The organism is Pseudorhodobacter sp. (assembly GCF_030452865.1).
Taxonomy (GTDB): Bacteria; Pseudomonadota; Alphaproteobacteria; order Rhodobacterales; family Rhodobacteraceae; genus Pseudorhodobacter.
This window is the reverse complement of sequence record NZ_JAKDLJ010000012.1, coordinates 1-22,176: the sequence shown is the minus strand read 5'-3', so window position 1 is coordinate 22,176 and position 22,176 is coordinate 1. Positions and strand designations below refer to the sequence as shown.

Here is a 22,176-nt window from a genome sequence, read left to right as displayed (position 1 = left end):
TTAACGCAAGCGCGGGGAGTATATATCGAAACATCGTGAACTGTATCCTGGTTGAAAGATGGGTGAGAGTGGAAACGCTGACGCCAAGGGCCGTCGAAACCCCGTCAGGCGTCAATCTGGTGCCAGCATATAGCCCGCACCACGCACAGTTTGCAGGTAGCGGGGTTGCTTAGGGTCGCTTTCGATCTTGCGCCGCAATCGGGTGATCTGGACATCGACCGCGCGTTCCTGCCCGGTCTTTTCCTCAGCGGTTTCCGCGCGAGTCAGATCGCCCGCCAGAGTCTCCCGGCTGATGGGTTGACCAGGTTGTGCTGCAAAAACGCGCATCAACTGCGCCTCGGTTGCGGTCAGCCGCACCGGATCACCGCCTTGCCACAACTCGCCCCGGTCAACGTCGTAGCGGACGGTTCCCAGATGCAGCATTTTCGGCCCAACCTCCGGCTGGACATGCGGCACCCGGCGCAGAATGGCGTTGATGCGCAGCAAAAGTTCCTTCGGCTCAAACGGTTTGATCAGGTAGTCATCGGCCCCTGCCTCGAGTCCCGAAATCCGGCTGGTGGTTTCGCCGCGTGCCGTCAGGAGCAGGATCGGCACCGACAGTCGCGTCCGCAATTCGCGGGTGAACGCGATCCCATCGACGCCGGGCATCATCACATCCAGCACGATCATGTCAAATTCAAGCCCCGCCAGCAACCGCCGGGCCTGTGCCGCGTCGCGCGCGATTGTCACCAGAAAGCCGTTGCGCATCAGGAACTTCTGCAACAAGCCGCGGATGCGTTCATCGTCATCGACGACCAGAAGATGCGCCTGCGGTTCGGGGATCATGGGGTGGTCTCCTTCAGGCTTTGGAATTGTCGGCGCGCGTCCTCATCCATCATCGCTTCGAGTACAAGGCGAAACCCTTGCACCGCCCCCGGCCCTGCCGCGCGAAACGCAGACCGCATCCGCGCGCGTTGGGCGTCGGAAAGGCTGCGTTCCAGATCATCGCCTTTCTTCGTCAAATGTAAATGACGTTCCCGTTTGTCGTTGCGCCCGATGCGGCTTTCGACCAGCCCATCTTCGATCAGACTGCGCAAAACGCGGTTCAGCGATTGTTTTGTGACACCAAGGATTGCCAACAGATTGTTGACCGTGGTGCCGGGGCTGCGGCGGATGAAATGCAGGGCGCGATGGTGGGCGCGGCCATAGTCCAGCCCTTCGAGTATCCGGTCCGGGTCGGCGGTAAAACCGCGATAGGCGAAGAACATCGCCTCAATCCCCTTGCGCAACTGCTCATCTGTCAGAAACAACAGATTGTCGCTGTGGCTTGCCGTGCTTTGCATCTGTTCCATCCCGTCCAACCCGTTCGCAGCGCGCGGCTTTGGTGATTTTATGTCAGCCTTGTTGACTTTCCAAGCGCCAACTGTTAGCGATTTCCTGATTTTGCGTAACTTTATGACCGGATCGGCCCTAACTTGCGCAACTTATGCAAAACTGACCTTGGGGGCGCTGAAGATGGCTGGCTATGATGATCGGGACGGCAAAATCTGGATGGATGGGAAACTGGTCGATTGGCGCGATGCCAATGTCCACATCCTGACCCATGCGATGCATTACGCGTCCTCGGTGTTTGAGGGGGAGCGTTGCTATAACGGCAAGATCTTCAAATCGGTGCAACATTCGGAACGGCTGCGGAAATCGGGCGAATTGCTGGATATGCCGCTGCCCTATTCCGTGGCAGAGATCGAGGCGGCAAAGGAAGCGACACTAAAAGCCAATGGTTTCACCAACGCCTATGTGCGCGCCTTGGCATGGCGTGGTGCCGGTGAGGATATGGGCGTTGCGGCCAAACGCAACCCGATCCGCATGGCAATTGCGGCTTGGGAATGGGGCAATTACTACGGTGACGCCAAGATGAAAGGTGCGAAACTCGACATCGCGAAATGGAAGCGACCTTCACCGGAGACGATTCCCCACGCAGCAAAGGCCGCCGGACTTTACATGATCTGCACCATGTCGAAACACGCGGCCGAGGCGAAGGGATGCTCTGACGCGATGATGTTCGACTATCGCGGCTATGTTGCCGAAGCGACAGGGGCGAATATCTTTTTCGTGCGGGATGGCGTCGTACATACGCCCTTGGCCGATGGCATTTTGAACGGCATCACCCGGCAAACCGTGATCGGGATGTTGAAGGCGAAAGGCATCGAGGTGCAGGAGCGCCGGATCGAGGCGCACGAGTTGGAAGCCATGCAGCAATGCTGGCTGACGGGCACGGCGGCAGAAATCACGCCGGTCGGCCAGATCGGTGATTACAACTTTGAGGTCGGCCAACTTACCCGCGAGATCTCCGCCGAATATGAGGCGTTGGTCCGTGCCTAGAACGACCGGGATACCGAAACTTCGGCGAAAATTCGTGGGTGGTTCAGGCCGTTTCGCCGCGCTCAATGCGTAAGTAATGCCGCAGGCGCGGGGCATCGCTGCGGCTCTGCGCGCGTTGGGAAAGCGCACGGATCGCAGGATGCGGGCCTGCGCTCTCGTCACGCCGTCCCATCGCCCAAAAATGCTTTTTTCGCGGGGTATCGGGGGCGCTGCGATGGTCGGCCAGATGCTTGGTCATGATATTCTCCCACAGGTTTCGACGCGCTACTGTAACACGTTAAACGGGAAAAGTCGCGATTCTGTTCCAACCCTATCGTCGTGTCAGGCGCTCAATGGCCCATTGGGCGGCATCCGAAACCGCTTCATCCGGGTCATCCACATGGTCGGCGGCGGCAGCGCGCAAGCCAAAGTCTCCCGAATTCCCAATGGCATAAAGCACGTTGCGGATAAAGAGGTCTCGTCCAATCCGTTTGACTGGGCTGCCGGAAAACCGCGTCCGGAAACCGGCGTCGTCCAGCATTGCCAGCTCCGCCAAAAGCGGTACCCCAACGCGGTGCGCATAACCGATTTCCGAGGCAGCAACCGCGAATTTATTCCACGGGCAAATCGCAAGGCAATCATCACAACCATAAATCCGATTGCCCAAAAGCGGGCGTAAATCGGGGTCAATCGGACCTTTGTGTTCGATGGTCAGATAGGAAATGCAACGTCGCGCGTCCAACTGGTAAGGGGCGGGGAACGCCTGTGTTGGACAAATATCCAGACAGGCGGTGCAGTTGCCACAATGACTGACTTCCGCCGCATCCTTCGGCAAATCCAGAGTCGTGAAAATCGACCCCAGAAAGAACCAGTTGCCGAGATTTCGCGACAAAATGTTGGTATGCTTGCCTTGCCAGCCCAAACCCGCAGCTTGCGCCAGTGGCTTTTCCATCACCGGGGCGGTATCGACGAAAACCTTGATCTCTGCGCCCGTCGTCTCGACCATCCAGCGGCCCAGCCGTTTCAGTCGTTTCTTGACCAGATCGTGATAGTCTTTCCCTTGGGCATAAACGGAAATCGCTGCACGGTCCCGCAGTTCCAACACCGGCAACGGATTTTCGGGCGGGGTATACACCTCTGCCAGCATGATGACGGACCGTGCCTCTGGCCACAGCGCCGCGGCAGAGCCACGCCAACCCATCCGCTCCGCCATCCAGCCCATTTGCCCGTGGCGCCCCTTTGCGACATATTCCGCTAGACGGGGGGCGGTTTGCGGCGTTGCATCCGGGGCGCAAATGCCCATCGCCGCGAACCCTTCGGTCAGGGCGCGGACGCGGAGCTTTTCGCGGAAATCAGCGTTGTCCACGGGATCAGGCGGCTTGCGGGGCACGGGTTTCGGTCAGGATCGCGTGCAGCTTCGCTGGGTCAACATTGGCGCGCAATTTGGCGCAAACGCCTGCATCGCGCATGGTGCGCGATACCAGTGCCAGCGCCTTGAGATGATCGACCCCGGAATCCCTCGGCGCAAACAGCGCAAAGATCAGATCGACCGGTTGGCGATCAACGGAATCGTAATCCAATGGCTTTTCCAACCGCAGAAAAACACCGACGATCTTTTTCAGATCCTGTAGCCGCGCGTGCGGCAGGGCGATGCCATGGCCCACACCTGTCGGGCCAAGGCTTTCGCGTTCCTGCAAGCCATCAATCGCGACCGCAGCATTCAAGCCGTAAGCGCCGAAAGCCACCTCACCAATTTCCTGAAACAGGCGTTTCTTGCTGGTGAGGTGGCTGACGACACGAACGCCGCCAGGGATCAAAAGGTCCGCGAGTTCCATGGTCGCTATATATCCTGCGCCAGAGCCGGGCGCCTATTTGGTGTGGCGCGGGTCGATCCAGCCGATGTTCCCGTCATCCCGTCGATATACAACATTCACCCCACCATGTTTCGAGTTGCGAAACACCAGCATGTGTTGCCCGGCCAATTCCAACTGCATGACCGCTTCGCCGACTGAGACGCTGGGAACCTTGGTTTCCATCTCGGCGATGATCATCGGCTGGAGCGACTCAGGCTCCTCACCCTCATGTTCCTTGCTTCCGGCGAGGATATAAGAGGAACCGCCATCAAACTCAACCGGCGTTACACGGTCTTTGTGGTGGTCACGCAAACGGCGCTTGTAGCGGCGCAATTGCTTGTCCATCTTTTCGCGACAGGATTCGAAGGCAGCGTAAATCTCGGCGGCGTGCCCCCTCGCCTGGGCGGTCAGCCCGGTCGAAAGACGGATCGTCACTTCGCAAACCAGCTCATGGGCATCGCGAGAAAAGACGACGATGGCTTCGGTCGGGCGCTGGGCGTATTTTTCCACCGTTTCACCGAGTTCAGCCTTCACATGGGTCTGGAGCGCTTCCCCGATGTCGATCTGTTTACCGCTGATTTGATACCGCATGATCCCTCCTTTTTCGTCCGACATAGGGTCCACCGCACATCGCAGGGCCCTGCCGATGGGTTTTATGCCCCGCACCAGTTTGCAACCGCCTGTTCCACCTTGGCGATCATGTCAAAGTGACGAGGACGTTCGACTGGTTCGGTTCGTGCTTGCATCACGAGTATTTGGCGACACAGAGGGGCGGCTTGTCAATGGGGAGTTATGGAAACGATCGGTTGCGGCAAAATTTGATGCGGAAGTGAAACCCGATATAGTGTGACTTTACAGGATATTGCGAAAAGCAGGCTGCATTGTGACAAGATGGTGAACCGCCAAGGGGCCGTGATCTTCGGCCATTTCAAAACAAATTCAAAACAGCTTAGCTGATGCGGAAATTCTGCCCCAGATAGACGCGGCGCACATTCTCATCGCGCACCACTTCGTCGGTGGTCCCGCTCATCAGCACCGTGCCATCATGCAGGATATAGGCGCGGTCCACGATCTCCAGCGTTTCGCGGACATTGTGATCGGTGATCAGCACCCCGATGCCCCGGCGTTTCAGGTCACTGACAAGGTGCCGTATCTCGCCCACCGCAATCGGGTCCACCCCGGCGAAGGGTTCATCCAGAAGCAGATATTTCGGATCTGCGGCCAGACATCGCGCGATTTCAACGCGGCGGCGTTCCCCGCCCGACAGCGCCAACGCGGGTGCGCGGCGCAGATGGGTGATGGAGAATTCCGACAGCAACTCCTCCAGACGTTCGCGCCGTTTGTGGCGGTCCGACAGGGTGATTTCCAGCACCGCAAGAATGTTGTCTTCAACTGAAAGCCCGCGAAAAATACTGACTTCCTGTGGCAAATATCCGATGCCAAGCCGCGCGCGGCGATACATCGGCAACCCGGTAACATCGCGCCCGTCGATCATCACCTGCCCGCCTTCAGGGGAAATCAGCCCCGCAATGGCATAAAAGCAGGTGGTCTTGCCCGACCCGTTCGGCCCGAGCAGCGCCACCACTTCGCCCCGGTTCAGTTGCATCGAAACATCGCGGATTACGGGGCGCTTTTTGTAGCTTTTGCGCAGGTTGAGGATGTGCAGACCTGCATCGCCTGCCGTGACTTTCAAATCAGGCGGGGTCATCAGTTTTTCGCCTTCCCCGGCTGAAACACGGTTTGCACGCGGCCTTCCATCACGCCGGTCCCGGCCTTGAGGTTGATCACCAGCTTTTGCCCCGACAGCGCATTGCCGCCTTGGGTCAACAGAACATCACCAGTCATCACCACATTGCCGCTGTCGATGGTATAGACCGCCTCGCGCGCCTCGGCGGCGTCGGTCGCGTTGATCAGGGTCACACCCTCGCTCGCAAAAAGTTTGGATATGCCGCTGCCATCGTTGGTGTATTCGACTTTCACCTTGCCCGCAGAAATCTTCATTTTCCCCTGACCGATCAAGACATTGCCGCTGAAAACGGCGGTGCCATCAGCTTGATTGACGGCAAGATTATCGGCGGACACCTCCACCGGAAGCGAGGTGTCCTGTTTCAGCCCGCCAAACGCCACGCTCGCACCCTGCGCGAACAGAGGAAATGGGATGAGCGAAAGCAACGCCAGAACCGAAGTGACCCGTAACGCATGCAACATCCCCAGCACCCCAATCCTGACTTCATGGTCTTTTCTACCCGGCGGGCAGATACGGTTTTCATCGCCTTTTGGGTTGATATAGCAGCTTCACCCCGTTTTTGAAAACAAGAAGATATTGGCCAGTGCCATCATCCCGTTGCGTAATTTCCATCTGTCCGGCGGAAATATGGCCGGCCGGCGCGTCACCTTCCACTGCGCCCTGACTGACAAGTGAGGTCCGGTCCAGCTTTGCGGTAAGCGCATCGGTTTGCAGGTGATATCCGGTGGAGGTGGAAATCGTGACGCCACCATCCATCAGCATTGCGCCTGTTTTCTGGTCCAGCATGCCGCGCGCGGCGGTCAAACTGGCGCTGCCGCCATCGGGGGTTTTCAGCTCCGCCACGACCTGACTGGCACTGGCCCCGATTGCGCCGCTCTGCTGCGGCCGGGCATCGGCGGCAGCGATGGTCAGTGCCGATCCATCATCGGTAACACCTGCCCATGTCGGTTGTGTCAGGCGCGGTTCGCGGATGCGGTCGTCGATATCAACTCTGGCAAAGGGGATCGCATCAGACGGGTCAATCGTGCGGGACACAAGAAACAGCGTCGACAGGATTGCAAGCGCCAGCAAGGGAAGCAGAACCTTCAGCCATGCCACCAAAGCCGAATGAAAATTGTCATGCCGCGTCATCGCGCCCCCAACAAGGGAAGTTACCCGTCAAAGATAGCCGTTGCGGCTGGGCACGCCAAGCCTTGCGCGTGCCGGCGGCGATGCTTCGCCGATTTCTCAATGGTGATAGATATCCAGCGGCTCATCATAGCCCATCAGATCAAGCTCCGCCCGCGTTGGCAGGAAATCAAACAGCCGCTGCGCAAGATCAAGCCTGTCCTCGCGGATCAACCGCGCCTCCAACGCCTGTTTCAGCTTGTGCAGATAAAGCACATCCGACGCTGCGTAATCCTTTTGCGCATCGGTCAGTTCCGCAGCCCCCCAGTCGGAGGTTTGCTGCTGCTTTGACACATCGACCCCCACGAGTTCCGACAAGAGATATTTCAACCCGTGCCGGTCGGTGAAGGTGCGCACAAGGCGCGAGGCGACCTTGGTACACCAGACCGGGGCGGTGACGATGCCAAAGGCGTTCTGGAGCGCCGCGATGTCAAACCGGCCAAAGTGAAAGAGCTTGACCACCGCCGGATCGGTCAGCAACCGCTCCAGATTGGGTGCGGAGGTTTGGCCCTTGGCAATCTGCACCAGATGCGCATTGCCATCACCCGCTGACAATTGCACCACACAAAGCCGGTCGCGGCGCGGGTCAAGTCCCATGGTTTCGGTATCAATCGCCACGATACGCCCCAGATCAAGGTCATCAGGCAGATCGTTTTGATGGAGGTGGATGGTCATGGGGTGCGCTTTCGGCAAAAGGAGGGGAGGTTTCGCGGCTTATAGGCGCATGGTGGGAGTATTGCAAAGGTTTGGGCAGTTTCGGATGCGCAGGAGTCGGGTTGGAACCCCGGATTACGGAGCGGCGTGAGAAATTTGTCGCCGCCCCAATTGTCAGCCCCGCAAAGTGCCGCCGGTGGCTTTGTTAACCTTCTCGACGATTTTGGCGGAAACCGCTTCAATCTCCTTGACGGTCAGGGTCGCCGCACTCGGTTGCAGCCGCACCGTCAGCGCGATGGATTTTTTGCCAGCGCCCATTTGTGCCTCTGCCTTGTCGCCGGTGAACTGGTCAAAGACCCGAACCGATTCAATCAGTGTCTTGTCGGCGCCGAGAGCTGCGTTGACGGCCGTAAGCGCCTCAACCCCACTATCGACCACGAACGCGAAATCGCGGTCGACAGCTTGCAAGCCGCTGAGGGTCAGCGCCGGGCGGGTGGTGGTTTTGCTTTTCGGCTGCGGTACATTGGCGGGATAGATGGTGAAGCCGACGACTGGGCCTTTCACATCCATTTCCGTCAGAATGCGCGGATGGATTTCGCCGTAGGTTGCCAGCGTATTGGGACCAAGCGCGATTGTTCCTGCTCGCCCCGGATGGAACCACGCCGGCACCTTGCGGTTGATTTGCGCGCGCAGCGGTGCGCCAAGCGCGGCCAGAACGGCTTCGGCGTCCGCTTTGGCATCATAGATATCCACCAAGCGGCGGGAGCCATAGGGATCGCGCGGCGCTGTGTGACCGGTCAGAATCCCTGTGGCCTCGATATGCTGTTCACCCGGCTCGCCGCCGGAAAAGGCCGGGCCAACCTCTGCCAAAGCCAGATCCATGAAGCCCCGTGCCTGATTGCGGGCCGCTGCGCGCAGAAGGCCCGGCAACAGATCGGGTCGCAGATGCGACATCTCGGATGAGATCGGGTTGTCGACCTGCACCGCATCGCTGCCCCCGCCAAACAGCGCCGCCGCCGGTTGGTCGATAAAGGAATAGGTGACACATTCATTGTAGCCCAAAGACGCCAAGGTGCGACGGGCGCTGCGTTCGCGGGTTTGCGCGGAGGTCAGGATCGGTGCCGGAACGCCGGGTTGCAGGCGTGGCAGTGGTTTGCCCACCAGCTTTGACAATGAGGCCACGCGCGCAATCTCCTCCACAAGATCGGCCTCCCCACGCACATCCGGCCGCCATGTCGGCGGGGTGGCCATATTCCCGGTCAGCGCAAAGCCCAAAGCGGTCAGCGTCTGGCGCTGTTCGGATTCGGACAGTTCCATCCCGACAAGGGATGCCATGCGGCTTGGGTCAAACCTGTACTCCCGCTTTGTGTCAGGCACCGCGCCATCCGTCACCACATGCGAAGCCTCACCGCCGCAGATATCAAGGATCATCTGCGTTGCCGCATGAAGCCCCGGCAAGGTGAACGCCGGGTCCGCACCCCGTTCAAACCGATAGCGCGCGTCGGAGTTGATTTTCAGCGCGCGACCCGTGGTGGCAACGGTGATCGGATCCCAGTAGGCGGATTCCAGAAATACATCGGTTGTCGTCTCGGTACAGCCGGAATGCTCTCCCCCCATGATCCCCGCAAGGGATTCCGGGCCGTTGTCATCGGCGATCACCATTTGCGTTTGATCAGGCGCATAGGTCTTGCCATCCAATGCCAGCAGGGTTTCGCCGGGCTGTGCGAAGCGGACGCGCAAATCACCTACCACTTTTCCCGCGTCAAAGACATGCAATGGACGGTTGAGGCCGAAGGTGAAGTAATTGGTGATATCGACCAGCGCCGAGATCGGTCGCAAGCCAATCGCGCGCAACCTCGCCTGCATCCATGTCGGGGAGGGGCCGTTCTTGACGCCACGGATCACCCGCCCGGTGAAATACGGTGCAGCCTTTGCCTTTAGCGTATCGTCGATCCTGATGCCGATCGGGCTTGGGAAGCTGCCCTTGATCTCGGCAATCTCCAGCGGTTTCAGCTTGCCCAGACCGCGCGCGGCCAAGTCACGCGCAAGACCGCGCACGCCAAGCGCATCGGGGCGGTTGGGGGTGATCTTGACGTAGATCATCGGGTCATTCAGCCCGCGATAGTCAATGAAGCGTTCCCCCAAAGGCGCGTCGCTTGGCAGGTCGATGATGCCATCATGGTCATCGGACAGCATCAATTCGCGCTCCGAACACAGCATCCCATTGCTATCCTCTCCGCGAATATTGCCGGGTTTCAGATCAACGCCGGTTCCCGGAACATGGGTGCCAACCGGGGCGAAGACGCCGACAAGCCCGGTGCGGGCATTGGGTGCGCCGCAAACGACCTGCACTTCCTGTGATGCGGTGCCGGGGCCGCCGGGCCAGGTTTCCACCCGGCAGACGCGCAGACGGTCGGCGTTGGGATGCTGCACCGCCTCGATCACTCGGCAAATGCGGAACGCACCCAGACTGTCGGCCGGATTTTCGACCGCTTCCACCTCATGGCCGAGATCGGTCAGCGCGAAAAGGATGTCATCCAGCGGTGCGGTGGTCTCAAGATGATCCTTGAGCCAGGACAGGGTGAGTTTCATGACAGGACTCCTTTATGGCGCGGCAGGCGGGCTTTTGTCAGGGCATTGCCCCGGTTCCCCCCAATTTTCGACAGATTTGACAGGTTAGATAGAGTTTACGTTGAAACAGGTGGTACGATCATGTCAGTAGATTGGAAAGACCGGATTGCAGGAATCAAGCGTATTGCCTTGGCTTTGGGTGTGATGGCATTGTGTGCCGTCGCCAGCCTCCAGTATAAAGCGCTGAACGGAACCGGTGGTCCGGGAATATTCCAGACGAAGAACGCACAAACGGCCAGTTGCAGCCTGAAAGACGCGGGCGGTACGTTCGCGATGTTCAATTGCGCCGTGAAAACCTCGCGCGCCAAGGTGTCCTCGATCCAGTTCCTGAGTGCCGAACGGTCTGGCAAAGAGTCAGGTTCCTGGTTCAAACACCCTTAGATATCATCGCCAACCGGACCGAACGACGTAATCGCAACCGTTTCGAACCTCGGCGCGCGTCAATCATTGCTGCTGTCAAGTGATTGCCAAACTTCGCTGTTTTGCGCAGAAATGCGAACGCCCTGCCTGTCTGCTGCCCGAATACTGACGCAATGGTTTCCGTTTGCGAAACGGATTGTCGCCGGAAGCACATCGGCTTTGTGGATTTTTGCTTAACGAATATTCGTGTATCACGTCTGCATGGATAAATGGCTGGAAATCCCCAAGGATCGCAAACGTATGCCGGTGGGGCGGCTTTGTTTGATCATGGCGTTGACCTGTTTGCTCCTGCTGATGCTGCTCGACCGCGAGGTGGTCGTGGTGGCGCTGATCGTATTGACCGGGTTTGGCGTCGGCTGACGGGGCTTAGATCGGGCGGAGCGGGGCGTTCCTGTCGGTCAGATGCGCCAGCAACCACGGCAAGGCGCGCCGGTCCAACACCTGTATCGGCAGGGATAGAGCTGCGGGGTTTTCAAGCACATCGAGATAGAAGATTGTGCCGATCTCATCTTGGCCGCGCGGCATTTCGCCCTGATGGAAGCGCCCAAGCGGAATCAGGTCATCGGTCTGCCACGGACCTGCCGCCTCCCCGTTTTCGGGTTGAAAGCCAAGGTTGATGGTGCAGTCAAATCCATAACGCCCGCGTTGCAGGTGCAGCGAAACCGTTCCAAGCGGGCCTTGCCGTGCCCATGATTTCGGTTTTGCGGTGAAGCCATGCGCCTGCGCAACCGCGTCGATTGCGGCGAGGATTGCTTGTACCGCCTGTTCACGTTTTTCGGGAAAACCGGGATCATTGGCCGCAAGATGCGCGCGCACCGCGTTGTCGGGTTTCCCTTGGTCAACCACGTCCGCCGGATAGTCTTCAACCACTTCAGCGGGTGTTACGGCACCCACCTGCGCCTTTCGATTGGCCAGGAGGGAACGGAATAGATCGGCAATGGGCATCGGTCGGCCTTGTTGAAACCATGTACCGCCCACAGAACACGGATTAACGCAGGAAGGAAGCCATGTGATCAGCAGGACGCGCGGTTTTGGCGGTGGCAGTGTCTGGCATCTATGGCACCTGTCGCCTGCGCTTGTGCACAGATAAGGCACCCTTTGGCCGGTTTTGCTGACCGGAAACACATTTGCAAATCTTGCCGAGTTGCAATCAGCCCTTTCGCGCGTCATATACCGAAATGACCCGAAGGGAGTGCAGAATGAACTATCTCGAGTTTGAAAAGCCGCTGGCAGAGATTGAAGGCAAGGCCGAAGAGCTGCGCGCGATGGCGCGGTCCAACAAAGAGATGGACGTGGAAAAGGAAGCGGCAGGGCTGGATGCCAAGGCGGCGACTCTGTTGCGCGATCTGTACAAAGGCTTGACCCCTTGGCAGAAATGCCAGGTTGCGCGCCACCCGGATCGACCGCATTGCAAGGACTACATCCACGCTCTTTTCACCGATTACACCCCTTTGGCGGGCGACCGGAACTTTGCCGATGACCATGCGGTCATGGGTGGGTTGGCGCGCTTCAACGATGCTCCAGTAATGGTGATCGGCCATGAAAAGGGTCATGACACCAAAACCCGGATCGAGCATAACTTCGGCATGGCACGCCCCGAAGGTTATCGCAAAGCCGTGCGCCTGATGGATATGGCGCATCGTTTTGGCCTGCCGCTGGTGACGTTGGTGGACACGCCCGGCGCCTATCCCGGCAAAGGCGCGGAGGAGCGTGGCCAGTCAGAAGCCATTGCGCGGTCGACCCAGAAATGTCTGGAGATCGGCGTGCCGTTGATTGCGGTTGTAATCGGTGAAGGTGGGTCGGGCGGCGCGGTCGCATTTGCCACCGCGAACCGGATCGCGATGCTGGAACACTCGGTCTATTCGGTGATCAGCCCGGAAGGCTGCGCCTCCATCCTGTGGAAAGACGCCGAAAAGATGCGCGAAGCCGCCGAAGCCTTGCGGCTGACAGCGCAGGATTTGCAGAAACTGGGCGTTATTGACCGGGTGATTGCGGAACCTGTCGGCGGCGCGCAGCGCGGGCCGGCGGCGACGATCGCCGCAGTGGGCAAGGCGATTGAAACGATGCTGGCAGAGCTTTCGGGCAAGGCACCCGATGCGCTGATCAAGGACCGTCGGCAAAAGTTCATCAACATGGGCTCCAAAGGGCTTGCGGCCTGAACCATGGGAAATGCCTGGGCAGCACTGATCCTTGCGGGACTGTTGGAAATCGGCTGGGCGCTCGGCCTGAAATACTCGGACGGGTTCACCCGGCTGCTTCCCTCAGTCGTCACGGTTCTGGGGGCGCTGGCGAGCTTTTTCCTGCTTAGCCATGCGATGAAAACCTTGCCCGTCGGCACCGCCTACGCGGTTTGGGTCGGTATCGGTACGGTGGGAACTGCAACGCTCGCGGTAATCCTGTTCGGAGAACCGGTGAATGTCATGCGGGTTACCGGCATCGGGCTGATCGTTGCAGGAATCGCGGCGCTGAAACTGGCCTGACATTCGCTTTGCGCCATCGCCTGTGGTGGCGTCACCGGGCACCGCATCCACAATCATCCGGAATCCGATTTGGTCGGGAACTCGCGGCTAACTTTGCAACCTGTGATTTATACGCCTTGGGCGTCACTGATGAACGGATTCTCGCCAACGGTCAAAATTCTTTGGAACCGGAACACGGTTGTCTGTGTTGTCTGGGCAGAGCGTCAAGAGAGGCGCTGAACCATCTAACATATGGAGAACTATGATGAAAAAACTCATGATCTCAACAGCATTGGTTGCGTTCACCGGTATTGCCGCGTTCGCGCAGACGACGACAACCGGCACGCAACCGCCGGCAACGACTGGAACGGAAGTCACCCCTGCACCGGCCCCAGACGCGACGACCGCTGCGCCGGCGACGGATGCAACCACAACCGCGCCTGCCGCAGCGACGACCCCGATGATGCCGCCGATGACGCATGAGGGATATGCTGCCGCGAAGCCCGAGGTGCTGACGGCCGAGGCGCTGACCGGTGCGCGCGTCTATGACGCGAATGACAAGGACGTGGGGGAGATCAGTTCTCTGTTGCTCAGCGATAGCGGGCAGGTCACCGAAGCGATCGTTGATGTCGGCGGCTTCCTCGGGATGGGCGAAAAGCCCGTTGCGCTGAAAATGTCGGACCTGCAAATCCTGCAAGGCGACAACGGCGGCGACTTCCGCGTTTACGTCAGCCAGACCAAGGAACAACTGGAAGCGATGCCTGACTACAAGAAGTAAGGCTTTGGTTTCAGGTCAGGGGCAACAATCCGCCCCTGAACGCCCGCAGCCCGAAAGGGGTGCGGGTTTTTTCGTGGCGATACGTGCGCACAAGGTCAATGCGCCATGAACACCGGTACTTTTGCGGTTTCCAGCATGTTGCGGGTTGATCCGCCCAGAATTGCCTCGCGAAAGCGGGAATGGCCGTAAGCCCCCATCACCACCATATCGGCATTCATGTCGCTGGCATGGCGATTCAACACGTCAGAGGTGCGCGGCATCGTTCGCGCCAGTACCGAGACCTCGGCCTTGACGCCATGCCGCACCAGCATTTGACACAGTGCGCCACCGGGGTCCGACCGTTCGGCACCATGCTGCGGCGGGTCAACCACGGTGATCCAGACCTGATCGGCGGCGCGGAGGAAGGGCAGCGCGTGGCGAATGGCGATCATCGCTTCGCGGCCCTGATTCCAGCCGATGACAATCCGCTTACCGATCTTTTCAGCGTCAAAGGGCCCATCGGGCAGCACCAGAACCGGTGCCTGCCCTTCGAACATCGCGGATTCGATGATGGTTTCCTCCTCGTCACTGTGACCCGCGCCATAAGGTTGTGCCAGAACCACCAGATCGGCAAAGCGGGCGCGCATCGCGATAAGGTTCGACATGCCGCCGATCATCGCCAGCGCACTGTCACTCGACCAGCGCAGCGATGGGGACGCGGCCGCCGCTGCCTTGCGCACCGCTGCCTCGACGGCTTTGACGTCATCCTCGGCGCGTTCCTGTGAGGCCTGAAGAATCACCGCACTCGCACCGATATAGGAATATCCAAGCTGCGTGCGGTCGATGCCAAGCGCAAGCGCCTCCAGATGGGCATCCTGCGCGAGTGCGAGCGAGGCGGCAGCCGCAAAAGTCTGCGGCGCACGCTCTGCATCCGCACAGATGGTAAGCAGCGATTTGTAGGCCATGGTCAGCGACTCCCTCTGAAAACATGCGCTTCTGCGCATCACGACACTTCTGCAACTCAACGTCGGTTTGCACAATACCAACTGTCAAACAAAGATGGTGGCTTCATTGACATGGATCAAGGCAGCCCGCATTCTGCTCCGTCAAAAGCAGACAAGAAGCCATGCCCGGCCCGCATCTGCGGGGGCTGTTGGCACGACACGAGGGACGAAAAGATGTGGGATTATTTCAAACTGATCGCGCTGGCGCTTATCACGCTGCTGGCCGCGATTGCCGCCAATTACGCGCGTGATCCGGCCTATATGGTCAATGCGCTGACGGTCATGCTTGCCGCCGGTGGCGTGTTCCTGTGGTCGGTGCGCCGCGTGGGAGAGCCAAAAGCGGCCACCCCGCAAAACGAGTATTTTGACGGCGTGGTGCGCGCGGGCGTAATTGCAACCTCCCTTTGGGGGGTGGTCGGCTTTCTGGTCGGCGTTATCATCGCATTCCAACTGGCGTTCCCGGTGCTGAACTGGGAATGGGCGCAAGGTTTCACCAACTTCGGGCGTTTGCGACCGCTGCACACATCGGCGGTTATCTTTGCCTTTGGTGGCAACGCACTGATCGCGACTTCGTTTTATGTGGTGCAGCGCACCTCTGCCGCGCGACTTTGGGGCGGAAACCTTGGCTGGTTCGTGTTTTGGGGCTACCAGCTTTTCATCGTACTGGCCGCGACGGGCTATGTTTTGGGCGCAACCCAATCCAAGGAATATGCAGAGCCGGAATGGTATGTCGATTGGTGGCTGACGATTGTGTGGCTGTCCTATCTCGCGGTGTTCCTAGGCACGATCATCAAGCGCCGCGAACCGCATATCTATGTTGCCAACTGGTTTTACCTTGGCTTCATCATCACCGTCGCGATGCTGCATGTGTTCAACAACCTGTCGATCCCGGTGTCGATCTTCGGCTCCAAGTCGGTGCAGGTATTTTCCGGCGTGCAGGATGCGATGGTGCAATGGTGGTACGGCCACAACGCCGTGGGCTTTTTCCTGACTGCCGGGTTCCTTGGCATGATGTATTACTTTGTCCCCAAACAGGCAGAGCGCCCGGTCTATAGCTACAAACTGTCGATCATCCACTTCTGGGCGCTGATTTTCCTGTATATCTGGGCCGGTCCGCACCATTTGCATTACACGGCGTTGCCCGATTGGGCCGCGACCCTTGGTATGGTGTTTTCCATCATGCTCTGGATGCCAAGCTGGGGCGGGATGATCAACGGGCTGATGACGCTTTCCGGCGCTTGGGACAAGCTGCGCACCGATCCCGTGATTCGGATGATGGTGGTCAGCATCGGCTTTTACGGCATGTCGACCTTTGAAGGCCCGATGATGTCGATCAAGGCGGTGAACTCGCTTAGCCATTACACCGACTGGACCATCGGACACGTTCATTCCGGCGCGCTTGGCTGGAACGGCATGATCACCTTTGGCGCGCTGTATTACATGACGCCGAAGCTGTGGAACCGCGCCGGGCTTTACAGCCTGAAGCTGGTAAGCTGGCACTTCTGGCTCGCCACCATCGGGATCGTCTTGTACGCCTCTGCGATGTGGGTTTCGGGGATCATGGAAGGCCTGATGTGGCGTGAAGTGGACAGCAATGGATTCCTCGTGAATGCCTTTGCGGACACGGTTGTTGCCAAGCATCCGATGCTGGTGGTCCGCGGAATTGGCGGGCTCATGTTCCTGACCGGCGGAATCATCATGTGTTACAACCTTTGGATGACCGTGCGTGCGCAGCCTGAACAGGCCAGCGACAACGCCTTTGTCCCCGCTGAATGACCGGAGAGAACCATGTCCATTCTTGACAAACACAAGGCGATTGAAACCAACGCAAGTTTGCTTTTGATCCTGTCGTTTCTGGTCGTCAGCATCGGCGGTCTGGTGCAGATCGTGCCGCTGTTCTATCTGGAAAACACCATCGAAAAGGTAGAGGGGATGCGTCCCTATACACCGTTGGAGTTGACCGGGCGTGATATTTATATCCGCGAGGGGTGTTCCAACTGCCACAGTCAAATGATCCGCCCCATGCGGGATGAGGTGGAGCGGTATGGCCATTACTCGCTGGCGGCGGAATCGATGTATGACCATCCATTCCAATGGGGGTCAAAGCGCACAGGGCCGGACCTTGCCCGCGTTGGCGACCGCTATTCCGACGCTTGGCATGTCGACCATCTGAAAGACCCGCAATCGGTGGTGCCGGAATCGATCATGCCGAAATATGGCTTCCTGATGAACCAGCAACTTGACGGAAAATATATCGGTGATTTGATGGCAACCCATCGTTTCGTCGGCGTACCTTACACCGATGAGATGCTGGAAAATGCGGTTGCCGATTTCAAGGCACAGGCCGATCCGGACAGCAACTATGACGGGTTGCAGGAACGCTATGCCAAAACCTCCGTGCGCAATTTTGACGACCGCCCCGGTGTTTCTGAAATGGATGCGCTGGTGGCCTATCTGCAAGTGCTTGGAACCATGGTTGATTTCTCGACCTTCCAGCCTGTCGCAAGTCGCTGAGGGGGTATCATGGAACAGTATTCCATTCTTCGACAGTTCGCCGACAGTTGGATGTTGATTGTCCTGACACTGGTTTTTGTCGGCGTGATTGTCTGGGTATTCCGCCCCGGCAGTCGCAAATCCCAGGATCAGACCGCAAAATCCATCTTCCAGAACGAAGACAAACCGGCCCCTGAAGAATCTGACCCGTCGAAGGAGGATCAGAAATGAGCAAGAAATCCATGCGGCACCAAGAAGGTGATCCGAACACCACGGGCCATAGCTGGGACGGGATTGAGGAGTTTGACAACCCGATGCCGCGCTGGTGGTTGTGGAGCTTTTACGCCTGCATCGCCTTTGCGGCAGTCTATTCCGTGCTCTATCCGGCATGGCCCTTGATTCATGGCGCGACACCGGGCCTGCTCGGTGCGTCAACCCGTGCCGATGTGGCGGTGGAGATACAGGAGTTTGCGGATCGCAACGGCCCTATCCGTCAGAAATTGGTTGATGCGGAATTGGCGCAGATTCCCAACGACCCGGAACTGTCAGGCTATGCCCGCAACGCCGGTGCCGCTGTGTTCCGGACCTGGTGCGCGCAGTGCCATGGCTCGGGTGCTGCCGGGGTTCAAGCCTCGGGCTATCCGAACCTGTTGGATGACGATTGGCTTTGGGGTGGCAGTATGGAGGCGATCCATACCACTATCTCCCACGGTATCCGCAACACCACCGACGATGATGCCCGTCAATCCGAAATGCCACGTTTTGGCGTCGATGACATGCTGGACAAGACGCAGATTGCCGATGTCGTTCAATATGTCCGCCAGATTTCGGGGCAAGAGCATGATGCGGCTTTGGCGACAGCCGGTGCAACGGTGTTCGCGGATAATTGCGCCGCCTGTCATGGCGATGACGGTAAAGGCAACCGTGATCTGGGTGCGCCGAACCTGACCGATGCGATCTGGCTTTATGGAGGTGATGTTGCTGACCTGACCCATACCGTCACCTATTCCCGCGCGGGGGTGATGCCGAACTGGAACACCCGGCTGAGCGAGGCCGATATTCGGGCGGTGACGACCTATGTGCATGGTTTGGGCGGCGGTGAGTAACCACGTCATGCCGCAGTAATAAATGCGCCTCCCGCTTTACATCGGGGGGCGTTTCGCGTTTTGATCGCATAAGCAGGAGGGGTGCGGATGCAACAGCTTTTGGCCGAAGTCCGGGCCTGCACCGTCTGTAAGGATTTGCCCTTGGGACCGGCCCCTTTGCTTCAGGCAAGTGCGACCGCGCGCATCTTGATTGCAGGGCAGGCACCGGGGCGCTTGACCCATCTCAAGGGTATTCCGTTTGATGATGTGTCAGGCAACCGGTTGCGCGAGTGGCTGGGGTTGGACCGACCTGCATTCTACGACGCCAGCAAAGTGGCGATCCTGCCGATGGGGTTCTGTTTCCCCGGCACCGGCAAATCCGGCGATTTGCCGCCCCGCGCCGAATGTGCGCCGCTGTGGCGCGCGCGTTTGTTGGCGCAAATGCCAGAAATTGCGCTGATCCTTGTCATTGGTCGCTACGCGATGGATTGGCATTTGCCTGGGTCCAAAGGCCGACCGATCAAGGATATCGCACAGGAAATGGGAACGGAGGCGCGCGAAATGGTGCTGCCGCATCCCAGTCCGCGCAACAATCGCTGGCTTGCCAAAAACCCTTGGTTTGAGGCGGATGTGCTGCCGAGATTGCGCGCCCGCGTGGCGGCGCTGACCGCCGCTTAGAGTGTTTTGCCTTAAACTTGAATCGCAATTCTCTGCCTCTCCCCGTTGGTTCGAACGCGAATTGTGATGCTGAATGGCGCAGGTTAAAAGCGAAACGCTTTAACCCATCGTCTTGGTGCCGCCGCGCTGACGGATGCGTTTGGCGTCCTTGCGGGAAATCCAGATTGCCAACCCGGACCATGCGCCGATATAGAAAACACCGATGGCAAGGATGACCCATCCCGGAACCGGGCCTATATCCGCCCTGCTGACGAATTCTTCCAAATCTGCGGCCGGGGTGGGGTGGACCGTCAGCTTTCCGACAAATGCCATGGTTTGAATAAGCAGAATCCAAAGGTAATTGCTGCGCACCCGCCGCGCCATCGCGGTCATATAGCTGACATGGTATTGCGGATAATTGTAGTCATTGGCCAGAACGGTCTGCCAATCGGTTTCGGTGTGCAGATCGCCGTCAATCAGCATCGGCACATAGAAATTCTTTTCGATCCAGCGCGTCCGCGCCCGCCAGACGTTAAAAAAGCGATAGCGCCGGGTTTCCAGCGACAGAAACAGGATGATCAGAACGCCGACCAGCAAAAGCGGCAACGGCGATGCCTCGGGCGATGAAAACGTGATTGAAAGCGCGACCCCAAGCGTTACCACTGACCAGTTCGTCGTGGTGTCCAGCCGCGTCCGCCAGATCGTGCTGCGATAAACTTCGCCGCGATAAAGATGTGCCAGTGCGCCGATCTCAGCGACCGAAAACTCGTTGCTGCCGTCCCCGCTCCGCTTTTCTGCCATCTGTCCTCCAAGACCACCGCCGCAGCGGTCTTCCTTTGCCCGATCATGGCACAAATTGCCGCCGCAGGTCAAAACTGTAAAATGGGTACATCTTTATCGACGCTGCTACCGGTTTCCATATTGGGGTGGGCGCAAGTGCCACAGTGAAACCTGCATCTGCAATGCTCTATTGATACAGGTCAATGTGTACGGTGCCGGGATGCAGGATACCAAGCGCGAAGTCAGAATGCCGGAGAGATGCCAGTGAGCAGTCAGGATAGCGAACCAAGTGAGCTTTTCATCAAGCGGGAGCCGATCTTCCCCCGCCGGGTCAAAGGTGCGTTTCGCAATCTGAAATGGTGGATCATGGCATTTACGCTGGGCATCTATTACATCACGCCCTGGCTGCGTTGGGATCGAGGTCCAAGCCTTCCGGATCAAGCGGTCCTGGTCGATCTGGCGAACCGGCGTTTCTTCTTCTTCATGATCGAGATCTGGCCGCATGAGTTTTACTTCGTTGCCGGCTTGTTGATCATGGCGGGCTTGGGGCTGTTCTTGTTCACCTCTGCCGCCGGGCGGGTCTGGTGCGGCTATGCCTGCCCGCAGACCGTCTGGACGGACCTGTTCATTCTGGTCGAACGCTGGATTGAGGGCGACCGCAACGCGCGGTTGCGGTTGTTCCGGGCAAAATGGGGTGCAGAGAAAATCCGCAAGCGGTTGGCGAAATGGGCGGTGTGGTTGCTGATCGCGGTCGCCACCGGGGGCGCTTGGGTGTTCTATTTCACCGACGCGCCAACGCTCGCGCGGAACCTTGTCACCGGGCAGGCGCATCTGGTGGCCTATATGACCATCGCGATCCTGACTGCGACGACGTTTTTCTTTGGCGGTTTTTTCCGCGAACAGATCTGTATCTACGCCTGCCCCTGGCCCCGGATTCAGGCGGCAATGATGGATGAGGACACGCTGACCATTGCATATCGCGACTGGCGGGGTGAACCGCGCGGCAAGTTGCAAAAAGGGGTCGTTGCCGATGGGCGCGGCGATTGCATTGATTGCATGGCTTGTGTCAATGTCTGCCCGATGGGGATTGATATTCGCGATGGCCAGCAAATGGCCTGCATCACCTGCGGGCTGTGCATCGACGCCTGCAATGATGTGATGGACCGGATCGGACGCCCGCGTGATCTGATCGGCTATCTCGCCTTCACCGATGAGGAGGCGGAGAAGAAGGGTGCGCCGCCGAAATCGGTGTGGAAGCACGTCTTTCGTCCGCGGACCATCATGTACACGACCCTATGGTCGGCGGTGGGCATCGGCCTTGTGGTGGCCTTGTTCCTGCGCACCGCAATTGACGTGAACGTGACCCCGGTGCGCAACCCGACCTTTGTTACCTTGTCGGACGGCTCCATCCGCAATACCTATGACGTGCGGCTGTTGAACAAGCAGGGCCATGATGTGACATTTGATCTGTCGCTGACCTCCGAAGTGCCTTTGGCGATTTCGCTGGAAGGCACCGATAAGCTGAGCGTGCTGGTCAAGGCGAATGAGCAGCAGACCCAGCGTGTGTATGTCGTGGCGGCAGCGGGTTCACCGGCAGCACTATCCAACCGGACGGATTTGCGGCTTTGGGTGGAACAGCAAGGCACGTCAGACCGGGTTTATCACGACACGATCTTCAACGGCAAAGGGCGATAGCATGACTGACGCAAGCGAATTCCGCATCACCGGGCGCAAGGTGGCAGCCTTCACCGTCGGCGCATTCGGCATCATCATCGCGGTCAATCTGGTGATGGCCTATAAGGCGGTCAGCACTTTTCCGGGGTTGGAGGTGCCGAATTCCTATGTCGCGAGTCAAGAATTTGACCGCGCCAAAGCCGCGCAGATTGCGCTGGGTTGGGATTTGGTGCCGGAATATGACGCGATAGCGAAAGAACTGCGTCTGGTCTTTACCGACATCGCGGGCCTGCCCGCCGACGTGGCCTCGCTTGGCGTTCTGGTCGGGCGGACCACCGAAGCGCGGGAAGATATGCGCCCCGAATTTCTACGGCGCGGCGGGGCATTCGTCGCCCCCATTGACCTGCATCGCGGGAAATGGATGCTGCAGGTGGAAGCGCGCGCCAAGGATGGCA

The 22,176-nt window shown here is 58.8% G+C and carries 27 protein-coding genes; 13 read left to right on the top strand and 14 right to left on the bottom strand.

Going from position 1 to position 22,176, the window contains the following annotated elements:
* Positions 1-111 precede the first annotated feature (111 nt).
* On the bottom strand, positions 112-822 hold the full coding sequence (locus tag L0H65_RS01870) for a response regulator (RefSeq protein ID WP_301457066.1): 711 nt from the start codon (positions 820-822) through the stop codon (positions 112-114).
* Complete coding sequence (locus L0H65_RS01865) at positions 822-1,331, bottom strand: MarR family winged helix-turn-helix transcriptional regulator (protein ID WP_301457064.1); 510 nt, start codon at positions 1,329-1,331, stop codon at positions 822-824. The genes L0H65_RS01870 and L0H65_RS01865 overlap by 1 nt, the downstream gene beginning before the upstream one ends.
* A 163-nt stretch (positions 1,332-1,494) precedes the next feature.
* On the opposite strand from L0H65_RS01865, the gene L0H65_RS01860 reads away from it, so the two are divergent.
* Positions 1,495-2,361: a branched-chain amino acid aminotransferase gene (locus L0H65_RS01860; RefSeq protein WP_301457063.1), complete on the top strand. Its 867-nt coding sequence runs from the start codon at positions 1,495-1,497 to the stop codon at positions 2,359-2,361.
* Between the two features lie 43 nt (positions 2,362-2,404).
* Here the strand turns inward: L0H65_RS01860 and L0H65_RS01855 are convergent, their stop codons facing one another.
* From L0H65_RS01855 to pheT, 9 genes are all read right to left on the bottom strand, one after another.
* Positions 2,405-2,599: a hypothetical protein gene (locus L0H65_RS01855; protein WP_301457062.1), complete on the bottom strand. Its 195-nt coding sequence runs from the start codon at positions 2,597-2,599 to the stop codon at positions 2,405-2,407.
* Positions 2,600-2,671: 72 nt separating this feature from the next.
* Complete coding sequence (gene queG, locus L0H65_RS01850; protein WP_301457061.1) at positions 2,672-3,706, bottom strand: tRNA epoxyqueuosine(34) reductase QueG; 1,035 nt, start codon at positions 3,704-3,706, stop codon at positions 2,672-2,674.
* 4 nt (positions 3,707-3,710) lie between these two features.
* Entirely contained in the window at positions 3,711-4,175 is a 465-nt protein-coding gene (locus L0H65_RS01845; protein WP_301457060.1) for a PTS sugar transporter subunit IIA, read from the bottom strand.
* A 33-nt stretch (positions 4,176-4,208) separates the two neighbouring features.
* Positions 4,209-4,784 (bottom strand): ribosome-associated translation inhibitor RaiA, encoded by a 576-nt coding sequence (gene raiA, locus L0H65_RS01840; RefSeq protein ID WP_301457059.1) that lies wholly within the window; start codon positions 4,782-4,784, stop codon positions 4,209-4,211.
* 358 nt (positions 4,785-5,142) lie between these two features.
* Positions 5,143-5,901, bottom strand: coding sequence for an LPS export ABC transporter ATP-binding protein (gene lptB, locus L0H65_RS01835; protein WP_301457058.1), 759 nt, complete (start codon positions 5,899-5,901; stop codon positions 5,143-5,145).
* Positions 5,901-6,401, bottom strand: coding sequence for a lipopolysaccharide transport periplasmic protein LptA (gene lptA, locus L0H65_RS01830; RefSeq protein ID WP_301457057.1), 501 nt, complete (start codon positions 6,399-6,401; stop codon positions 5,901-5,903). The genes lptB and lptA overlap by 1 nt, the downstream gene beginning before the upstream one ends.
* A 58-nt stretch (positions 6,402-6,459) precedes the next feature.
* Positions 6,460-7,071, bottom strand: a complete 612-nt coding sequence (locus L0H65_RS01825) for a hypothetical protein (protein WP_301457056.1) — start codon at positions 7,069-7,071, stop codon at positions 6,460-6,462.
* A gap of 96 nt (positions 7,072-7,167) precedes the next feature.
* The gene (locus L0H65_RS01820) at positions 7,168-7,782 is read right to left on the bottom strand and encodes a ribonuclease D (RefSeq protein WP_301457055.1); all 615 of its coding nucleotides are present in this window, start codon (positions 7,780-7,782) and stop codon (positions 7,168-7,170) included.
* A gap of 153 nt (positions 7,783-7,935) precedes the next feature.
* A complete protein-coding gene (pheT, locus tag L0H65_RS01815; RefSeq protein ID WP_301457054.1) occupies positions 7,936-10,353 on the bottom strand; it encodes a phenylalanine--tRNA ligase subunit beta in 2,418 nt (805 codons plus the stop codon).
* A gap of 120 nt (positions 10,354-10,473) precedes the next feature.
* Here pheT and L0H65_RS01810 point away from each other — a divergent pair, with 120 nt between their 5' ends.
* Positions 10,474-10,773, top strand: a complete 300-nt coding sequence (locus L0H65_RS01810) for a hypothetical protein (protein ID WP_301457053.1) — start codon at positions 10,474-10,476, stop codon at positions 10,771-10,773.
* 225 nt (positions 10,774-10,998) lie between these two features.
* Complete coding sequence (locus L0H65_RS01805; protein WP_301457052.1) at positions 10,999-11,172, top strand: hypothetical protein; 174 nt, start codon at positions 10,999-11,001, stop codon at positions 11,170-11,172.
* 6 nt (positions 11,173-11,178) lie between these two features.
* On the opposite strand, the gene L0H65_RS01800 is transcribed toward L0H65_RS01805, so the two are convergent.
* The gene (locus L0H65_RS01800) at positions 11,179-11,757 is read right to left on the bottom strand and encodes a DUF4304 domain-containing protein (protein ID WP_301457051.1); all 579 of its coding nucleotides are present in this window, start codon (positions 11,755-11,757) and stop codon (positions 11,179-11,181) included.
* 254 nt (positions 11,758-12,011) lie between these two features.
* Here L0H65_RS01800 and L0H65_RS01795 point away from each other — a divergent pair, with 254 nt between their 5' ends.
* The 3 genes from L0H65_RS01795 to L0H65_RS01785 all read left to right on the top strand — a co-directional run bounded on the left by L0H65_RS01795 (position 12,012) and on the right by L0H65_RS01785 (position 14,049).
* A complete protein-coding gene (locus tag L0H65_RS01795; protein ID WP_301457050.1) occupies positions 12,012-12,971 on the top strand; it encodes an acetyl-CoA carboxylase carboxyltransferase subunit alpha in 960 nt (319 codons plus the stop codon).
* Positions 12,972-12,974: 3 nt separating this feature from the next.
* A complete protein-coding gene (gene sugE / locus L0H65_RS01790; protein ID WP_301457049.1) occupies positions 12,975-13,292 on the top strand; it encodes a quaternary ammonium compound efflux SMR transporter SugE in 318 nt (105 codons plus the stop codon).
* Positions 13,293-13,536: 244 nt separating this feature from the next.
* On the top strand, positions 13,537-14,049 hold the full coding sequence (locus tag L0H65_RS01785) for a PRC-barrel domain-containing protein (RefSeq protein ID WP_301457048.1): 513 nt from the start codon (positions 13,537-13,539) through the stop codon (positions 14,047-14,049).
* A 95-nt stretch (positions 14,050-14,144) separates the two neighbouring features.
* Here L0H65_RS01785 and L0H65_RS01780 read toward each other — a convergent pair whose 3' ends face one another.
* Entirely contained in the window at positions 14,145-14,993 is an 849-nt protein-coding gene (locus L0H65_RS01780; protein ID WP_301457047.1) for a universal stress protein, read from the bottom strand.
* Positions 14,994-15,206: 213 nt separating this feature from the next.
* Between L0H65_RS01780 and ccoN the strand changes: the two genes are divergently transcribed.
* The 5 genes from ccoN (at position 15,207) to L0H65_RS01755 (ending at position 19,288) form a co-directional block, all read left to right on the top strand.
* A complete protein-coding gene (gene ccoN, locus L0H65_RS01775) occupies positions 15,207-16,808 on the top strand; it encodes a cytochrome-c oxidase, cbb3-type subunit I (RefSeq protein WP_301457046.1) in 1,602 nt (533 codons plus the stop codon).
* A 12-nt stretch (positions 16,809-16,820) separates the two neighbouring features.
* Positions 16,821-17,546, top strand: coding sequence for a cytochrome-c oxidase, cbb3-type subunit II (gene ccoO / locus L0H65_RS01770; RefSeq protein ID WP_301457045.1), 726 nt, complete (start codon positions 16,821-16,823; stop codon positions 17,544-17,546).
* 9 nt (positions 17,547-17,555) lie between these two features.
* Positions 17,556-17,756, top strand: coding sequence for a cbb3-type cytochrome c oxidase subunit 3 (locus L0H65_RS01765; protein WP_301457044.1), 201 nt, complete (start codon positions 17,556-17,558; stop codon positions 17,754-17,756).
* Positions 17,753-18,631 (top strand): cytochrome-c oxidase, cbb3-type subunit III, encoded by an 879-nt coding sequence (gene ccoP, locus L0H65_RS01760; protein WP_301457043.1) that lies wholly within the window; start codon positions 17,753-17,755, stop codon positions 18,629-18,631. The genes L0H65_RS01765 and ccoP overlap by 4 nt, the downstream gene beginning before the upstream one ends.
* 87 nt (positions 18,632-18,718) lie before the next feature.
* A complete protein-coding gene (locus L0H65_RS01755) occupies positions 18,719-19,288 on the top strand; it encodes a uracil-DNA glycosylase family protein (protein ID WP_301457042.1) in 570 nt (189 codons plus the stop codon).
* Positions 19,289-19,387: 99 nt separating this feature from the next.
* Here L0H65_RS01755 and L0H65_RS01750 read toward each other — a convergent pair whose 3' ends face one another.
* Positions 19,388-20,068: a DUF2270 domain-containing protein gene (locus L0H65_RS01750; RefSeq protein ID WP_301457041.1), complete on the bottom strand. Its 681-nt coding sequence runs from the start codon at positions 20,066-20,068 to the stop codon at positions 19,388-19,390.
* Positions 20,069-20,311: 243 nt separating this feature from the next.
* Here L0H65_RS01750 and ccoG point away from each other — a divergent pair, with 243 nt between their 5' ends.
* Both ccoG and L0H65_RS01740 read left to right on the top strand, forming a co-directional pair.
* Positions 20,312-21,742 carry a cytochrome c oxidase accessory protein CcoG gene (gene ccoG / locus L0H65_RS01745; RefSeq protein ID WP_301457065.1) on the top strand — a complete coding sequence of 477 codons (1,431 nt, stop codon included), beginning with the start codon at positions 20,312-20,314 and terminating at the stop codon, positions 21,740-21,742.
* Between the two features lies 1 nt (position 21,743).
* A partial coding sequence (locus L0H65_RS01740; RefSeq protein WP_301457040.1) for a FixH family protein occupies positions 21,744-22,176 on the top strand: 433 nt, incomplete at its 3' end.

Excerpts from the sequence above, each read along its gene's own strand:
- L0H65_RS01865 (WP_301457064.1), bottom strand. The coding sequence starts at position 1,331 with ATGGAACAGATGCAAAGCACGGCAAGCCACAGCGACAATCTGTTGTTT.
- L0H65_RS01860 (WP_301457063.1), top strand. The coding sequence starts at position 1,495 with ATGGCTGGCTATGATGATCGGGACGGCAAAATCTGGATGGATGGGAAA.
- L0H65_RS01855 (WP_301457062.1), bottom strand. The coding sequence starts at position 2,599 with ATGACCAAGCATCTGGCCGACCATCGCAGCGCCCCCGATACCCCGCGA.
- L0H65_RS01845 (WP_301457060.1), bottom strand. The coding sequence starts at position 4,175 with ATGGAACTCGCGGACCTTTTGATCCCTGGCGGCGTTCGTGTCGTCAGC.
- raiA (WP_301457059.1), bottom strand. The coding sequence starts at position 4,784 with ATGCGGTATCAAATCAGCGGTAAACAGATCGACATCGGGGAAGCGCTC.
- lptB (WP_301457058.1), bottom strand. The coding sequence starts at position 5,901 with ATGACCCCGCCTGATTTGAAAGTCACGGCAGGCGATGCAGGTCTGCAC.
- lptA (WP_301457057.1), bottom strand. The coding sequence starts at position 6,401 with ATGTTGCATGCGTTACGGGTCACTTCGGTTCTGGCGTTGCTTTCGCTC.
- L0H65_RS01825 (WP_301457056.1), bottom strand. The coding sequence starts at position 7,071 with ATGACGCGGCATGACAATTTTCATTCGGCTTTGGTGGCATGGCTGAAG.
- L0H65_RS01820 (WP_301457055.1), bottom strand. The coding sequence starts at position 7,782 with ATGACCATCCACCTCCATCAAAACGATCTGCCTGATGACCTTGATCTG.
- pheT (WP_301457054.1), bottom strand. The coding sequence starts at position 10,353 with ATGAAACTCACCCTGTCCTGGCTCAAGGATCATCTTGAGACCACCGCA.
- L0H65_RS01810 (WP_301457053.1), top strand. The coding sequence starts at position 10,474 with ATGTCAGTAGATTGGAAAGACCGGATTGCAGGAATCAAGCGTATTGCC.
- L0H65_RS01800 (WP_301457051.1), bottom strand. The coding sequence starts at position 11,757 with ATGCCCATTGCCGATCTATTCCGTTCCCTCCTGGCCAATCGAAAGGCG.
- L0H65_RS01795 (WP_301457050.1), top strand. The coding sequence starts at position 12,012 with ATGAACTATCTCGAGTTTGAAAAGCCGCTGGCAGAGATTGAAGGCAAG.
- sugE (WP_301457049.1), top strand. The coding sequence starts at position 12,975 with ATGGGAAATGCCTGGGCAGCACTGATCCTTGCGGGACTGTTGGAAATC.
- L0H65_RS01785 (WP_301457048.1), top strand. The coding sequence starts at position 13,537 with ATGAAAAAACTCATGATCTCAACAGCATTGGTTGCGTTCACCGGTATT.
- L0H65_RS01780 (WP_301457047.1), bottom strand. The coding sequence starts at position 14,993 with ATGGCCTACAAATCGCTGCTTACCATCTGTGCGGATGCAGAGCGTGCG.
- ccoN (WP_301457046.1), top strand. The coding sequence starts at position 15,207 with ATGTGGGATTATTTCAAACTGATCGCGCTGGCGCTTATCACGCTGCTG.
- ccoO (WP_301457045.1), top strand. The coding sequence starts at position 16,821 with ATGTCCATTCTTGACAAACACAAGGCGATTGAAACCAACGCAAGTTTG.
- L0H65_RS01765 (WP_301457044.1), top strand. The coding sequence starts at position 17,556 with ATGGAACAGTATTCCATTCTTCGACAGTTCGCCGACAGTTGGATGTTG.
- ccoP (WP_301457043.1), top strand. The coding sequence starts at position 17,753 with ATGAGCAAGAAATCCATGCGGCACCAAGAAGGTGATCCGAACACCACG.
- L0H65_RS01755 (WP_301457042.1), top strand. The coding sequence starts at position 18,719 with ATGCAACAGCTTTTGGCCGAAGTCCGGGCCTGCACCGTCTGTAAGGAT.
- L0H65_RS01750 (WP_301457041.1), bottom strand. The coding sequence starts at position 20,068 with ATGGCAGAAAAGCGGAGCGGGGACGGCAGCAACGAGTTTTCGGTCGCT.